We start from the raw sequence: 14,671 nt of genomic DNA on the forward strand, positions 1-14,671 counted from the left end.
CGAATCAATTAGCAGAGTTCTTGGATGGTGTTTCGGCAGTTTGATGGCATGCGTACATCAAACGTTTTCCAAAATCAGAGAGCTGGATTGGCGTCTCTATAAACAGAGAATGATGATTAGCTACCGCCGTCTGCATCACCTTAAGGGCTAGTTCGTTGGGTTTCGGAGATATTCCCGCGGCTAAATTCCGTATCTGGGCCAGTTGCCTTTCCAATTCGTCCGAATCGATCGCCGCTAGTGACGAATGCATTTCCACTCGCGCTCCGATACGCTGACCTCTATCTGGAATTACCGTTACTAACCCCAAAGAGATGACGGCACTGATTGAATGTGGGAGTCGCTGCCGGTCGATATTTTTAATGAGTTCTCGGCCCATTTCAATACGCTTCTCATGGTAGGCTCCGTACAGAAGCTCATGCTGTGCCTCAGTGATAGTTGATTGCCCATCTCCTATGCTCCTCTGTGCAGCAAAAACGCGATCGTATTCAGATGCCAGGTCGAAGAGATATTTCAGCAGTCGGGCTTCGGCAGGTCCAAGGTTCTTCAGAGCCTCGGTGAACCCTCGTTCAGCTGAGATTCCATTGTCGGGGGTCAGCGCATTGGCCGTTAGGGATGCCCACAATTCGGATAGCAAAGGGTCATCCTGCTTCGACAGATTCTCGAATAACTCGTACATCTCTCCGCCTGGGAGAGCCTTCATTTTGTTGAACGAAACTCCCATTCTTTTGAGGTGCTCTGCGGTCTTATGGAGCCCGTTCGCGAAGTTGCGAGTTCTCCATTCACGTAGTCGATCGCCAACTAGCCCTCCCCATCCATCGGCGAGACTGTTTCCAATAGCTGTCGCCGGCCCACCGAGCATTTGACGAAGCAGATCAGCGGCAGCCTTGTCTATCTCACCGCCAGGTAGCAGTGGACCCCCTTTTGAAGATTCAGACACCCCAGCCTCCAATTTCCGCATGTTGCGTCTATGTCGCGCGGATTCGCCGATAGTCGCAGGAAATGCTTTGAAATCAACGGAAGCTGATTGCAACAAGGCGCGACACGATATCTGCAAATCCTCGCAAGCGGCGAGGCCGCAACTACTTGATTTTACTATCGAAAGTAGTGGTAGCGGGAGAGCGCTACCGTCTTTCCCCCCACTCCTCGGATCGGCGGTTTCTGCTCCGTTGTCTTGGGTGAGGAGCCATTTTTGAATTGCGCCCTCTACTCAATGTGAACGTTGGTTATCCAATACCAGCATCTGGATTCGAAGACCTCGTTTTGTCTACAGCCGAAATCGTCAGACCGGCAGCCCGAGCTGCTTTCGCAGGCTTTTGTCGAATGCGGACGCGGGGACGAAACGGCGCAGGAAACTGACCTGGCGCGCCATTTTTCCCGCCGCATAGCGTTTCTTGGGAGCGGGATCGATCGCAGCGGCCAAAATGGTCTTGGCTACCAATTCGGGCGTATCGCCTTTTTCCATCGATTTCCGTACGGCTAAGGTCATGCCGGCGCGCGCGGAATCGTAGATATCAAGCAACTGGTCGGGGGCGGCGAGATTGTCCTCGAATGACGTACGGGTGTAGGCGGGCTCCACCAACGAAACGCGAATGCCGAACGGGCGCAACTCGTGATCGAGCGATTCGGAATAACCCTCGATGGCATGTTTGGTCGACGCGTAAAGCGCGAAATAGGGAGCGGGGATGAACCCCTGTACCGAACTCAGATTAATGATCCTGCCTTTCCCTTGGCGTCGCATTGCCGGCAACACCGCGTTGGTCACGCGGAAAACGCCGAAGACGTTCACGTCGAACAGGGCCTGTGCCTGGGCGGTCGAGGACTCCTCGGCGCCGCCAAACAGACCCATGCCGGCATTGTTGACTAGCAGGTCGATGCGCCCGGCATTGGCCAGAACGTCATCGACCATTTTCGCAACGGACGCGTCGTCGGTCACGTCGCAGGTCAGCATGGTAACGCCGTCGGATTGTGTGGAGGCCGTGCGACGGCTGGTTCCGAATATGCGAAAGCCAGCCTTTAGCAAGGCTTCGGCGGTAGCCCGCCCGATGCCGGAAGATGCCCCTGTGACGAGAGCGACGCCAGGATTGGTCTTGTTCATGGAAATCATATCTTTCTTTGTGTTGGATCGGAATTGGAGAAGCATGAAAGGTTGGTGTGAAGGGTGCCGATCATGAGCGCCCCTGGGCCTCGCGTCGGGTCGCCGGGGCGGTCCAGCGCCTGAACAAGGCGCTGGCATTCACGCCGCCAAAGCCGAAGCCATTGGAGATCGCGTACTCCATCTCCATTGGCCGGGGCTGGTTGGCGACGAAGTCGATGCCGTCGGCGGCCGGATCGGGAGCGCTCAGATTGAGTGTCGGCGGCGCCACCTGATCCCTGAGCGCCAGGATCGCGAAGATGGCTCCAAGCCCGCCGGCCGCGCCCAGCAGGTGTCCCGTCGCCGATTTCGTTGCACTCACAGCTATCGCGAAATCGCGCCCGAACAGGCTCTTGATCGCTTCGATCTCACCCAGGTCGCCGACTGGCGTGGAGGTCGCATGCGCATTGAGATGACCAACCTCGCGCGGCGATATCCCTGCTTGCGCAATCGCGATCTCCATGGCCCGGCGCGCACCGTCGCCGTCTTCGGGACCAGAGGTGACGTGGTGGGCATCCGCCGTCGTGCCGTAGCCGACGAGCTCGGCGAGCGGGGTTGCGCCGCGCGCCAGCGCGTGGCTCAGCGCCTCGATGACCAGTACCCCGGCACCTTCGCCCATGACGAAGCCGTCGCGCGAAATGTCGAAGGGACGCGAGGCTTGCGCCGGCGCCCAATTGAAGCCGGTTGAAAGGGAGCGCGCGGCAGCAAACCCCCCGAGACTGACGATGTTCATGCACGCTTCCGTGCCGCCGCAAACGGCAATATCAGCCTCGTTCGCGCGGATAAGACGAGCAGCGTCGCCGATCGCCTGGATGCCGGCAGCGCACGCCGTCACTGGTGCGCCCAGTGGACCTTTGAAGCCATGACGGATTGAGATCTGGCCTGCTGCGAGGTTCACCAGAAAGGACGGCACCGTAAAGGGCGACAGGCGGCGGGGCCCACGCTGGTCGACCGTGCGCACGGCTTCTGTGATGGCGGGGAACCCGCCGACCCCCGAAGCGATGATCGTGGCTGTACGCAGGCGATCCGTTTCCAAGGCCGGCTTCCATTTCGCCTGCGCAAGCGCCTCTTCCGCCGCCGCCAGCGCAAAGAGAATGAACCGGTCGACTTTGCGCTGATCCTTCGCGGACAGGATGACATCGGGATCGAAACCGGCGTCCGGATCTTCATCCGCGGAGGGAACCACGCCGCCAATCTTCGCCGGCAGGTCGCCCACCACATCGTCCGAAAGCCTACGAATGCCCGAACGACCGGCCAGCAGGCGCGACCAGGACGCTTCGACATCGGCGGCAAGGGGCGTGACCGCTCCCATGCCTGTAACAACAATCCGTCGCATCTATTCTCCTATGACTTGAGTGCGCCGACAGCACTGCCGACGCCGTTCAAGCGGCGACTGCTTGGCGCACCTGATCGGTCGCTGCATCCAGAAAAGCCTGCGCAAGGTCGGGGTCGTTGACGACCCGTGATAGGAGCACCGCGCCGACCATCGTCGACAGAATGGCCATGGCCTTGCTATCGGACTGCTCGCCATTGGCCTCGGCAATGAAACGGCCGAGGATCTCAAGATGCTCGTTGATGCCTGCTTCGAACGACCCTTTCACGTCCTGGCCCTGTCTGGCGGCATCCGAACCGAGTGCCACGATCGGGCATCCGTCCATCCTTTCTCCGCGATGGCCCATGCTGAGATAGAAGGAGAGCACTGCTTCGAGCGGATGCTCAGGGCTTGCAGCAGTTGCGGCCGACCATCGGTCGGTGGCGCTCTCCATAGCCCGCCTGGACGCCTGCGCTGCCAGGTCCTCCTTTGACTCGAATTGCTTGTAAAAGGCGCCCTGTGTCAGCCCCGCACCCTTCATCAGATCCTTGAGGCCGATGCCGTCAAAGCCGCGCTCGCGAAAGAGGCGGCTTGCCACATTGATGACGGTCTCGCGGTTTTCTGCGGCTTGAATTCGGCTCACGCGCATCGTCGATCTCCTTTTTGATTGCGTTCGTAATCTATAACCGATATAGAAATCGAACGCAATCTAATTTGAGATGAGGCGACGAGCGTGAAAAAGAGAACCGTTATCGTGTTGGGATCGACCCTGACGGCGATGTCATGGGCGGCGGCATTCGCCACGTTTGCTACTCCTGCTCAGGAGGCTCCTCTGGTGATCGACCCAAGGCAGGAAGCGCCTTTCGTCAGACTTGTGTCGGCAGCGCCAGTGACCGGATCAGAGCGCGGCTTCACCGGCGTCATCGCGGCGAGGGTGCAGAGCAATCTCGGCTTTCGCGTTCCGGGCAAGATCATGGAACGGTTGGTGGACGTCGGTCAGGAGGTCAAAGCCGGTCAGCCGCTGATGCGGATTGACGATACCGATCTGCGCCTTGCGCTTTCGGCGAAACGCAATGCCGTTGACGCAGCGCGCGCAACAGTCGTTCAGACACAGCCGGATGAACGGCGGTACGCCAGCTTGCTCCGCGCCGGTTGGGTTACGCCGCAGCGCTACGAGCAGGCGAAGGCTGCGATGGATACAGCCCAAGCGCAACTTGCCGCCGCCGAAGCCGACGCACGGGTTGCCGAGAATGAGGCGGCCTATGCAGTCCTGTTGGCGGACGCGGATGGAACCGTGGTTGAAACGCTTGGCGAGCCGGGGCAGGTCGTCGCTGCCGGCCAGCCTGTGATCCGCACCGCCAAGGCAGGCCCACGCGAAGCGGTCGTCGCGCTTCCCGAAACGATCCGGCCGGCGATCGGCTCGGCAGCCGAGGCCAGCGTGTATGGTGGCGATGAGCGCCGCTATTCAGCGCATCTGCGGCAGCTGTCGGACTCCGCTGATGCCCAGACCCGCACATATGAGGCGCGCTATGTGCTGGATGGTGAGGCTGCCACGGCACCGCTTGGCGCGACGGTTACCATTCGGCTCGCAAGCCAGGTGAAACAGCCGGAGGTTCAGGTGCCACTGGGAGCCGTGCTTGATGACGGCCGCAAGACCGGCGTTTGGGTGTTGGACAGCACCACCTCAACCGTACACTTTCAGCCCGTCCAGCTTGTTCGTGTTACCAGCGAAACCGCCGTGATCTCCGGTTTGAACTCCAACGTTCCCATTGTGTCGCTCGGCGCCCACCTCCTTCAGGAAGGGGCTCTCGTTAGGACTGAGTCCGAAAGCGGAAGCAACTGATGAACTTCAATCTTTCCGCGATCGCCGTTCGCGAACGCGCTGTCACTCTGTTCTTCATCCTTCTGCTGGTGGCTGCCGGCGCCTACGCCTTCCTCATGCTCGGCCGGGCCGAGGATCCCAGCTTCACCATCAAGACCATGACGGTCACGACGGCGTGGCCGGGCGCGACGGCGCGAGAGATGCAGGACCTCGTCGCTGAACCGTTGGAGAAGCGGCTTCAGGAGCTAACCTGGTACGACCGGGTGGAGACGACCACACGGCCAGGGTATGCGTATATGACGGTCACGCTGAAGGACAGCACCCCGTCATCCGTCGTCCAGGAGGAGTTCTACCAGGCTCGCAAGAAGCTCGGGGATGAAGCCCCGAACCTGCCGCCCGGCGTCTTCGGCCCCTTCGTCAATGACGAATATTCGGATGTGAGCTTCGCCCTTTATGCGCTGAAGGCCAAAGGTATGCCGATGCGGGAACTGGCGCGCCAGGCGGAGGGGATCCGCCAGGACCTCCTGCACGTGCCCGGCGTCAAGAAGATCAACATCCTTGGTGAACGTCCCGAACAGATATTCGTGGAGTTTTCCTTCGCCAAGCTGGCAACGCTCGGCGTGTCGGCACAAGACATCGTCGCTGCCTTGCAGCGGCAGAACACCGTCACGCCCGCAGGCTCGATCGACACCTTGGGGCCGCGCCTCTTCATAAGGGTCGACGGCGCCTATGACAGCGTTCAGGCGATCGCGGACACGCCGATTATCGCAGGGGGGCGGACCCTGAAGCTCTCCGACATCGCCGAGGTCAGCCGCGGCTATGAAGACCCTCCCACATACCTCATCCGACGCCAGGGCGAGCCCACCATCATGCTCGCGGCGGTTATGCAGGAGGGTTGGGATGGTCGCGCGCTCGGCAAAGCCCTGGAGGACAGGACTGCCGCTATCACACAAACACTGCCGCTCGGCATGACGCTCGACAAGGTAAGCGACCAGGCCGTCAACATCACCTCAGCAGTCGACGAATTCATGTTGAAGTTCGCCATGGCGCTCGGCGTCGTGCTGCTGATCAGCCTGATCAGCATGGGCTGGCGCGTCGGCATCGTCGTGGCGGCTGCCGTCCCTCTGACGCTCGCCGTCGTGTTCCTCATCATGCTGGAAACAGGCCGGTTCTTCGATCGCATCACGCTCGGCGCCCTCATCCTGGCGCTTGGTCTTCTCGTGGACGACGCCATCATCGCCATCGAGGTGATGGTGGTGAAGATGGAAGAGGGCATGGACCGCATCAAGGCGGCGGCCTATGCATGGAGCCACACTGCGGCGCCGATGCTATCGGGAACTCTAGTGACTATCGCCGGATTCGTGCCGGTGGGTTTTGCGCGCTCGACGGCCGGCGAATACGCCGGCAACATCTTCTGGGTCGTGGGATTCGCCCTTATCGTCTCATGGATCGTCGCGGTGGTCTTTACGCCGTATCTCGGCGTCAAAATGCTGCCCGCGATCAAACCGGTCGAGGGCGGTCACCACGCCATTTACAACACGCCCAACTATCGACGTTTGCGGCGGCTCATCACCTTTGCCGTGCGGCATAAATTTGTAACCTGCGGTATCGTTGGCATCGCCTTCGCGCTTTCCGTCGTCGGTATGGGGGGCATCAAACAGCAGTTCTTTCCGACATCCGACCGCCCCGAAGTGCTGGTGGAGGTTCGCCTGCCGGAAGGTGGTAGCATCGAGACAACGACCGCAGCGGTCGAGAAGCTCGAACATTGGCTGGACAGCCAGCCAGAGGCCAAGATCGTCACGAGCTATGTCGGTCAAGGCGCTCCGCGCTTTTTCTTCGCAATGGCCCCGGAGCTTCCTGATCCCGCTTTCGCCAAGATCGTCGTGCTGACCCCGGACGCCGAGGCGCGTGAGACTTTGAAGCACCGGCTCCGAGAGGCAGTGGCGCAAGGGCTTGCGCCCGAGGCGAATGTCCGCGTTACGCAGCTCGTGTTCGGCCCCTACACGCCGTTCCCCGTCGAGTTCCGGGTTATGGGACCCGATGCCACGCAACTCTACAACATTTCCGAAAAGGCCCTCGACATCATGCGGGGTGTCCCGGATGTGCGACAGGCCAACCGCGACTGGGGCAATCGCACCCCCGTGCTTCGCTTTGTCCCGGATCAGGATCGACTGAACCTCATCGGCCTCTCGCCGGCGGAGGTGGCCCAGCAACTGCAATTCCTTCTCACCGGCATCCCCGTTACGCAGGTCCGCGAGGACATCCGCAACGTCCCCATCGTGGCACGCAGCGCCGGCGGCGAGCGGCTGGATCCGGCGCGTCTGGCGGACTTCTCACTCGTGAGCCGAGACGGCCGCTCGATTCCGCTCGACCAGATCGGGCATTCGGAAATCCGTCAGGAGGAGCCAATCCTGAAGCGCCGTGACCGCACGCCCGTTGTCACGATCCGCGCGGACATCAATGAGGCCACCCAGCCTCCGGAGGTCTCCAAGCAGATCATGAAAGCCCTTCAGCCGTTGATCGCGTCCCTTCCGGCCGGCTATCGCATCGAAATGGGCGGATCGATCGAAGAGGCTGAAAAGGCCAACACCGCGCTGGGCAAGGTCTTCCCGGCCATGATAGCCGCCATGTTGATCGTCATCATGCTGCAGGTGCGATCCTTCTCAACGATGTTCATGGTTGTGCTGACGGGACCGCTTGGCCTTGTCGGCGTCGTGCCGACGCTGCTCACATTCCACCAACCCTTCGGGTTCAACGCCATTCTCGGTATGATAGGACTGGCCGGCATCCTGATGCGCAACACGCTGATCCTGACCGAACAGATCAAGGAGAACCGCGCTGCCGGCATTGACGACTACAACGCGGTCATCGAGGCCACGGTGCAACGCACACGGCCCGTCATTTTGACGGCACTTGCAGCCGTGCTCGCCTTCATCCCTCTGACGCACTCCGTCTTCTGGGGGTCAATGGCCTATACGCTGATCGGCGGAACGGCCGCCGGCACGGTGTTGATCCTGCTCTTCCTCCCCGCGCTCTACACCGCATGGTTCCGGATCAAGCCGACCGCGGATGAAATCCATGAGGTTTCGACGGAGGAACTGGAAATGCGACCAGTTGTGGCTGCTGGGTAGGGCACCGAGCCTCGTTTGTCAGCACGGGGCGACTGACGGGTTCGTGTGCCGATGCCAGTGAGAGCAATCAATATGGCTAACGGTAGCCGATGCCCACGTACCCGATTGACCTTATTGACCAAATGGTAGCGGGAGAGGGACTTGAACCCCCGACCCCAGGATTATGATTCCCGTGCTCTAACCAACTGAGCTACCCCGCCAGGACGGCGAATGGCCCGAAATCCGCCTTAAATAGAAAGGCATTTCGAGGCGTTCGCCAAGGTCGCGCGGATATAAGGTTGGGAGGGCGAGCCTGTCAAGCTTCGAAGCATTCTATATCGGCGCATATTCTCATTGCCCAAAAAGCTTTGCCGCGCTGCCATTTGGTTGCAACCGCCGGGGTTGAGTTCGACGGGGCACGTCGCTATGTCTCGGCCACGAGTTTTTAGAGTTTGAAGCAGATGAAGCCGCGCATTGCAGTCCTCGGTTGCGGATACTGGGGCTCAAACCACATCCGCACCCTCAAGGCGCTCGGCGCGCTGCGCGCGGTTTCCGACGCCAACCGGGCGCGTGCCGAAGGCTTTGCCAGCGAACAGGATTGCCTGGCGATCGAGCCCGACAAGCTGTTCGGTCGCGACGACATCGACGCCATCGTCCTGGCCTTGCCGCCGCAGTTCCATGCCGATCTTGCCGTGCGCGCCGTCGAGAATGGCAAGGACGTGCTGGTGGAAAAGCCGATCGCGCTGACGGTGCCGGATGCCGAGCGCGCGGTGCAGGCGGCCAAGGACAATGGCCGCATCTTCATGGTCGGCCATGTCCTGCGTTTCCATCCGGCCTTCGAGACGCTGAAGGCGCTGATCGACAAGGGCGAGCTTGGCGAGGTCCGCTACATCCATTCGCACCGGCTCGGCCTTGGCAAATTCCATACCGAGAACGATGCGCTGTGGGACCTGGCGCCGCACGATCTGTCGATGATCCTGGCCATCACCGGCACCGAACCGATAGAGGTGCGCGGCGAGGGCGCGGCGCTGCTCGACAGTCTGAGCGACTTCGCGCATCTGCACATGCGCTTTCCCAACGGCCTGCGCAGCCATCTCTTCACGTCACGGCTCAATCCCTATCGCGAGCGGCGGCTGACCGTGGTCGGCACCAAGGCGATGGCGGTGTTCGACGATGTCGAACCATGGGAGCGCAAGCTTGCCGTCTACCGCCATGCGGTCTGGCAGGACAGCGGGCAGTGGGCGTTCACCACCAACGAGCCATCCTATGTCGCGGTCGCTCAAGGCATGCCGCTGACGCGCGAGCTGGAGCATTTCATCCAGTGCATCGAGACGCGGGCCGAGCCGCGTACCAGCGGCGAGGAAGCGATCAGGGTGCTGCGCATCCTGACGGCTGGCACGGTCACCCACACCAAGTCGAAAGACTGAGAGAACCGCTAATCTATTCGGCGGGGATCTGCGCCGGCCTTGCGGCAAGCCGGCTCAGCATTGCCTCGGCCTCGGCGCCGCGCTCGGAGCGCTCGATGAAGCCGCCGCCGAAGATTCGGGCTTCGTTGCCGTCGTCGGAATAGAGCACGCAGGCCTGTCCGGGCGCGATGCCGGACTCACCGTCGGCCAGTTCGACCGACGTCACGCCTGCGATGTGGCGCAGCACGGCCGGGCGCGGTGGCCTGGTCGAGCGCACCTTGGCGAACAGTTCGAGGCCGCCGGCGGGAATATCGGTGAGCTGCCCGTCGCCAAGCCAGTTCATGTTGCGCAGATAGATCTTGTGCGTCTCCAGCGCTTCGCGCGGGCCGACGACGACGCGGGCCCGTTCGGCGTCGAGATGGACAACATAGAGCGGCTCGCCCGACGCGATGCCGATGCCGCGGCGCTGGCCGATCGTGTAGCGCAATATGCCCTCATGGCGGCCGAGCACGCGGCCGTCGATGTGGACGATGTCGCCCGGATTGGCGGCGCTCGGCTTCAGCTTGGCGATGATGTCGGAATATTTGCCCTGCGGCACGAAGCAGATGTCCTGGCTGTCCTGCTTGGCCGCCACCGTCAGCCCCATCTCCTCGGCAATGGCGCGAACCTGCGGCTTCGACAGACCACCCAAGGGAAAGCGCAGATAGTCGATCTGCGCTTGCGTGGTGGCGAACAGGAAATAGCTCTGGTCGCGGTCGGCATCGACCGGCCGGTAGAGCGCGCGGTGGACGCCATTGGCGCCCGAGCGGATATAGTGGCCGGTGGCGAGCGCATCGGCGCCCAGCTCCTTGGCGGTGGCCAGAAGGTCGGCGAACTTCACTGTCTGATTGCAGGAGACGCAAGGGATGGGGGTCTCGCCAGCGACATAGCTTTCGGCGAAGGGATCGATGACCGCCTTGCGGAAGCGCTCCTCATAGTCGAGCACATAATGCGGGATGCCCAGCGTCTCGGAGACGCGGCGGGCGTCGTCGATGTCCTGTCCGGCGCAGCATGAGCCGGCCCGATGCGTCGCTGCGCCGTGATCGTAGAGCTGCAAGGTGACGCCGACGACATCATAGCCCTCGCGCTTCAACAGGCCGGCGACCACCGACGAATCCACGCCGCCCGACATGGCGACGACGATGCGGGTGTTTTCGGGACGTGCTGGAAGATCGAGACTGTTCATGATGCTTTCATTCTGCGCGGCGTCTCAATGCCAATGTCGAGAATATAGGTCAAGCTTTCCGGCGACGCCAGCTTGCATGGCGATTCACGGATTGCGGACAATTCGCGATCGGCCGGATTTTCCCCAGGCAATTCAAGGCTTCCAGCCGGATGTTTCAAATGCCCGCGAAAAGACTAACGCGCCGTTCACGATCCTTACCTAGTCATTAGGGTCTGCTTAGGCAATTTTTAAAGCTGTGGCGGTAACGTGGCGGGGATTGGGTCTTTGAGTTTTTTGTAGAGAGTACGATGACCGATCTGGTTAGACCTAGAGTCAAGTATGTTATCGGGCCTGACGGCAGCCCTCTTACCATTGCCGATCTGCCGCCGACCAACACGCGTCGCTGGGTTATCCGGCGCAAGGCGGAAGTGGTTGCGGCGGTGCGTGGCGGGCTTTTGAGCCTCGAAGAGGCATGCCAGCGCTACAAACTGACCACCGAGGAATTCCTGTCCTGGCAGGCGTCGATCGACGAATACGGCCTTGCCGGGCTGCGCACCACGCGCATCCAGCAATACCGGCACTAGAGCCGGCTCAAACAAGATCAAAAGGGCGCGGTCCTCCGCGCCCTTTTTGCTGTTCAAAGCGATACGTGCCGTGGTCAGGCCGTCAGCGCCACCTTGCCGATCGGCTTGGTGGCCAGATATGCGTGGGCGGCGCCAGCCTGTTCGAGCGGAAAGCTCTTCGCTACATGGACGGTTAGCTTGTTCCCATCGATCAAGCTGGCAAGTTCCACCAGACCTTCGCGGTCAGGCACGACGGACATGCGCTCGACGCGGATGTCGCGCGCGCTGGCCAGCGCCTTGGTGGCGTCGCTCAAATTCAGCAAGGACACCAGCACGCCGCCGTTCCTGATGACCTTCAGCGAGCGGTCGGCATGCTCGCCGCCCATCGGCTCCAGCACCAGATCGATGTCACTGATTTGCGTGGTAAAATCGCCCTTGGTGTAGTCGATGACTTCGTCGGCGCCGAGCTTGCGGACGAAATCGAGCTTGTTTGGGCTGGCGGTGGCGATGACGTAAGCGCCGCGCGCCTTGGCGATCTGCACCGCCAGATGGCCGACGCCGCCGGCCGCCGCGTGGACCAGCACGCGCTGGCCCGATTTCAGCGCGCCGTGACGGACAAGGCCCTGCCAGGCGGTCAGGCCGGCCAGCGGCAATGCGCCCGCCTGGATATGATCCGCAGCCTTCGGCTTCAGCGCGATCTCGTCGGCGGGCACAGCCACCAGTTCGGCGTAGGCGGCCGCCTGTTTGGGGAAGCGCGGCATGCCGAACACCTCATCGCCGACCTTGAGGCCGGTGACGCCGGCGCCCAGCGCCTCGATGGTCCCTGAAATATCCCAGCCGAGGATGAAGGGCGGCTCTCCGAGCAGCTTGAAATAACCGGCGCGGACGGCGCCATCGACCGGATTGATGCCGGCCGCCTTGACGCGGACCAGCACTTCGCCGGCCTTTGCCGTGGGGTCAGGCTGATTGGCGATGACAAGCACGTCGGGGTCGCCGACGGAATTCTGGATAACGGCACGCATCATATGTCTCCTGTTGTTGGTGCCACTATCATTTGGATAGTAATGGTCTCTTGTCCAGTATGTACCTTTTTGATATATAGGTACCTCATGGATAGTGATTTTGACTCCTCCTTCGGCTATGACGCATACCGGCGCACGTGTCCTTCGCACACTGTGCTGGAGATGCTGGCCAGCAAATGGGTCTACCTGGTGGTCTGCGCGCTGCGCAAAGGCCGGCAGCGCAATGGCGAGCTTGCCCGCAAGCTCGAAGGCATCACGCCCAAGATGCTCACGCAGACGCTGCGCGTGCTCGAGCGTGACGGCCTCGTGCGGCGCGAGGTCTTTCCGGTCATCCCGCCACGCGTCGAATATGAATTGACCGAGCTCGGCCAGAACCTTGCGGGACTGCTCAGCCAGATCAGATCATGGGCGGAGCAGCACGCGCCAGATATCAAGGATGCCCGAGCGAGGGCAATTGCCGGAAATGAAGGGGATTTGGCCGCTTAAGGCGAATACCGGTTCTGTGGCCAAGCCTGCCCGGAAATCGGGGTGATTCCGTCCGTTCGGACGGCAACCCGGTGCCGCGATCGGCCAGGCTCAGCCGATCATGGCGCTGCGGCCGCCGGTTTCGGCCTCGCGAACCTTGGTGTCGCGCGATTCCAGCATTTCGGCCTTGGAAAGCTCCGCTTCAGCTTCGCCGAGTAATGATTCGGCAGCGCTTCGCTGCTGGGCGAGGTCGCTTTGCGAGTTTCTGAGGTTGTCGCGGCGCAAACGCGCCGCCTTGGCGAAGGTCGGATAGGCGAAATGATTGATGTCGGTGATGCCGGCTTTCTTTTCCTCGGCGGTGATCTGAAGCTCCAGTTCGACGGCCATGCGTTCGAACTCGGCGATCATCATGTCGAGCTGCAGCAGCTGCCGCCGCTTCTCATTCACCTGAAATTGTTTCAGCCGAACGAGGTTTTCACGTGACTTCATGATTCGGTACTCCCGGAAACGCACACCCGCACATATCGTCCAAACCACCTGAAAAGGCCCAGGCGTTGCCCGTGTCCACCGGCTTTCCCCGTACTATGGGAAACAAAACCCTAAAGTTTTTTGCCGGCGGTAACCATTCGTTTACGGGCATTGTTAATCATACGGGTCAGGACTTAAGGCCGGGTAAAAATTCCGGTCACCGATTCGGAAGCGCGTCGATGAGTCCCTGGAGTCACTTAGTCCAGGTTGTTAATGTGTCGCATTAGGAATTTGGGTCTGTGATTCATTATTAGATTCAAAAGGGTGTAGAAAGAGGTTAAAAAATCTGGTACCGTCGTGGACGGGAAATTAGGTTTTGTTAACCATTTGATGGCAGCCTCTGCACAAGGCAACCACTGCTCCGGTTCCGGACGGGTCGTGAAATGGTCCGGCAGCAGAAAAGGGGAATTAAATGCGTGTTCTGCTGATAGAAGATGACAGTGCAACCGCACAAAGCATCGAACTGATGCTGAAATCGGAAAGTTTCAATGTCTACACGACCGATCTCGGCGAAGAGGGTGTCGATCTAGGCAAGCTCTATGATTACGACATCATCCTTCTCGATCTCAACCTGCCAGACATGTCCGGCTACGAGGTCTTGAGAACGCTTCGCCTCTCCAAGGTGAAGACGCCCATCCTCATTCTCTCCGGCATGGCCGGCATCGAGGACAAGGTACGCGGCCTCGGCTTCGGCGCCGACGACTATATGACCAAGCCGTTCCACAAGGATGAGCTGGTCGCCCGCATCCATGCCATCGTGCGGCGCTCCAAGGGCCACGCCCAGTCGGTCATCACCACCGGCGACCTGGTGGTCAATCTCGATGCCAAGACGGTCGAGGTCGGCGGCCAGCGCGTGCACCTTACCGGCAAGGAATACCAGATGCTGGAGCTGCTCTCGCTGCGCAAGGGCACAACACTCACCAAGGAAATGTTCCTCAACCACCTCTATGGCGGCATGGACGAGCCGGAACTGAAGATCATCGACGTCTTCATCTGCAAGCTGCGCAAGAAGCTCGATGCCGCGTCCGGTGGCCAGAATTACATCGAGACGGTCTGGGGCCGCGGCTACGTGCTGCGCGAACCTGAAGACATCCGCGTCAGCGCCTGA

General features: G+C 60.9%; 13 protein-coding genes and 1 tRNA gene. 6 read left to right on the forward strand and 8 right to left on the reverse strand.

All coding sequences use genetic code 11. From position 1 onward, the window contains the following. Positions 1-4: 4 nt before the first annotated feature. The 4 genes from EB235_RS12075 to EB235_RS12090 all read right to left on the reverse strand — a co-directional run bounded on the left by EB235_RS12075 (position 5) and on the right by EB235_RS12090 (position 4,092). Entirely contained in the window at positions 5-937 is a 933-nt protein-coding gene (locus EB235_RS12075; protein ID WP_167334869.1) for an Abi-alpha family protein, read from the reverse strand. Positions 938-1,279: 342 nt separating this feature from the next. Beyond that, positions 1,280-2,095, reverse strand: coding sequence for an oxidoreductase (locus EB235_RS12080; RefSeq protein WP_027030752.1), 816 nt, complete (start codon positions 2,093-2,095; stop codon positions 1,280-1,282). A gap of 70 nt (positions 2,096-2,165) precedes the next feature. Further along, complete coding sequence (gene fabF, locus EB235_RS12085) at positions 2,166-3,467, reverse strand: beta-ketoacyl-ACP synthase II (RefSeq protein WP_027030751.1); 1,302 nt, start codon at positions 3,465-3,467, stop codon at positions 2,166-2,168. Between the two features lie 46 nt (positions 3,468-3,513). Continuing rightward, positions 3,514-4,092 (reverse strand): TetR/AcrR family transcriptional regulator, encoded by a 579-nt coding sequence (locus EB235_RS12090; RefSeq protein WP_027030750.1) that lies wholly within the window; start codon positions 4,090-4,092, stop codon positions 3,514-3,516. A gap of 129 nt (positions 4,093-4,221) precedes the next feature. Here EB235_RS12090 and EB235_RS12095 point away from each other — a divergent pair, with 129 nt between their 5' ends. Both EB235_RS12095 and EB235_RS12100 read left to right on the forward strand, forming a co-directional pair. Continuing rightward, on the forward strand, positions 4,222-5,286 hold the full coding sequence (locus EB235_RS12095; protein WP_051429664.1) for an efflux RND transporter periplasmic adaptor subunit: 1,065 nt from the start codon (positions 4,222-4,224) through the stop codon (positions 5,284-5,286). After that, positions 5,286-8,396 (forward strand): efflux RND transporter permease subunit, encoded by a 3,111-nt coding sequence (locus EB235_RS12100; RefSeq protein WP_027030748.1) that lies wholly within the window; start codon positions 5,286-5,288, stop codon positions 8,394-8,396. The genes EB235_RS12095 and EB235_RS12100 overlap by 1 nt, the downstream gene beginning before the upstream one ends. A 123-nt stretch (positions 8,397-8,519) precedes the next feature. Here EB235_RS12100 and EB235_RS12105 read toward each other — a convergent pair. Next, positions 8,520-8,596 (reverse strand) — tRNA-Met (locus tag EB235_RS12105). Between the two features lie 240 nt (positions 8,597-8,836). On the opposite strand from EB235_RS12105, the gene EB235_RS12110 reads away from it, so the two are divergent. Beyond that, positions 8,837-9,802 carry a Gfo/Idh/MocA family protein gene (locus tag EB235_RS12110; protein WP_027030747.1) on the forward strand — a complete coding sequence of 322 codons (966 nt, stop codon included), beginning with the start codon at positions 8,837-8,839 and terminating at the stop codon, positions 9,800-9,802. A gap of 13 nt (positions 9,803-9,815) precedes the next feature. Here the strand turns inward: EB235_RS12110 and mnmA are convergent, their stop codons facing one another. Continuing rightward, entirely contained in the window at positions 9,816-11,006 is a 1,191-nt protein-coding gene (gene mnmA, locus EB235_RS12115; RefSeq protein WP_027030746.1) for a tRNA 2-thiouridine(34) synthase MnmA, read from the reverse strand. A 287-nt stretch (positions 11,007-11,293) separates the two neighbouring features. Here mnmA and EB235_RS12120 point away from each other — a divergent pair, with 287 nt between their 5' ends. Further along, complete coding sequence (locus EB235_RS12120) at positions 11,294-11,569, forward strand: DUF1153 domain-containing protein (RefSeq protein ID WP_006203587.1); 276 nt, start codon at positions 11,294-11,296, stop codon at positions 11,567-11,569. A gap of 74 nt (positions 11,570-11,643) precedes the next feature. On the opposite strand, the gene EB235_RS12125 is transcribed toward EB235_RS12120, so the two are convergent. Further along, positions 11,644-12,570 carry an NADP-dependent oxidoreductase gene (locus EB235_RS12125; protein WP_027030745.1) on the reverse strand — a complete coding sequence of 309 codons (927 nt, stop codon included), beginning with the start codon at positions 12,568-12,570 and terminating at the stop codon, positions 11,644-11,646. Between the two features lie 87 nt (positions 12,571-12,657). Here EB235_RS12125 and EB235_RS12130 point away from each other — a divergent pair, with 87 nt between their 5' ends. Beyond that, on the forward strand, positions 12,658-13,056 hold the full coding sequence (locus EB235_RS12130; protein ID WP_027030744.1) for a winged helix-turn-helix transcriptional regulator: 399 nt from the start codon (positions 12,658-12,660) through the stop codon (positions 13,054-13,056). 90 nt (positions 13,057-13,146) lie between these two features. Here EB235_RS12130 and EB235_RS12135 read toward each other — a convergent pair whose 3' ends face one another. Continuing rightward, positions 13,147-13,524: a flagellar export protein FliJ gene (locus EB235_RS12135; protein ID WP_027030743.1), complete on the reverse strand. Its 378-nt coding sequence runs from the start codon at positions 13,522-13,524 to the stop codon at positions 13,147-13,149. Between the two features lie 451 nt (positions 13,525-13,975). On the opposite strand from EB235_RS12135, the gene ctrA reads away from it, so the two are divergent. Next, positions 13,976-14,671 (forward strand): response regulator transcription factor CtrA, encoded by a 696-nt coding sequence (ctrA, locus tag EB235_RS12140; RefSeq protein WP_006203583.1) that lies wholly within the window; start codon positions 13,976-13,978, stop codon positions 14,669-14,671.

It is taken from the genome of Mesorhizobium loti R88b (assembly GCF_013170845.1).
In the GTDB taxonomy this organism is placed as follows: Bacteria; Pseudomonadota; Alphaproteobacteria; order Rhizobiales; family Rhizobiaceae; genus Mesorhizobium; species Mesorhizobium loti_B.

Bases quoted from the DNA above. Each gene is read 5' to 3' on its own strand.
- EB235_RS12080 (WP_027030752.1), bottom strand. From the start codon at position 2,095: ATGAACAAGACCAATCCTGGCGTCGCTCTCGTCACAGGGGCATCTTCC.
- fabF (WP_027030751.1), bottom strand. From the start codon at position 3,467: ATGCGACGGATTGTTGTTACAGGCATGGGAGCGGTCACGCCCCTTGCC.
- EB235_RS12090 (WP_027030750.1), bottom strand. From the start codon at position 4,092: ATGCGCGTGAGCCGAATTCAAGCCGCAGAAAACCGCGAGACCGTCATC.
- EB235_RS12095 (WP_051429664.1), top strand. From the start codon at position 4,222: ATGTCATGGGCGGCGGCATTCGCCACGTTTGCTACTCCTGCTCAGGAG.
- EB235_RS12100 (WP_027030748.1), top strand. From the start codon at position 5,286: ATGAACTTCAATCTTTCCGCGATCGCCGTTCGCGAACGCGCTGTCACT.
- EB235_RS12110 (WP_027030747.1), top strand. From the start codon at position 8,837: ATGAAGCCGCGCATTGCAGTCCTCGGTTGCGGATACTGGGGCTCAAAC.
- mnmA (WP_027030746.1), bottom strand. From the start codon at position 11,006: ATGAACAGTCTCGATCTTCCAGCACGTCCCGAAAACACCCGCATCGTC.
- EB235_RS12120 (WP_006203587.1), top strand. From the start codon at position 11,294: ATGACCGATCTGGTTAGACCTAGAGTCAAGTATGTTATCGGGCCTGAC.
- EB235_RS12125 (WP_027030745.1), bottom strand. From the start codon at position 12,570: ATGCGTGCCGTTATCCAGAATTCCGTCGGCGACCCCGACGTGCTTGTC.
- EB235_RS12130 (WP_027030744.1), top strand. From the start codon at position 12,658: ATGGATAGTGATTTTGACTCCTCCTTCGGCTATGACGCATACCGGCGC.
- EB235_RS12135 (WP_027030743.1), bottom strand. From the start codon at position 13,524: ATGAAGTCACGTGAAAACCTCGTTCGGCTGAAACAATTTCAGGTGAAT.
- ctrA (WP_006203583.1), top strand. From the start codon at position 13,976: ATGCGTGTTCTGCTGATAGAAGATGACAGTGCAACCGCACAAAGCATC.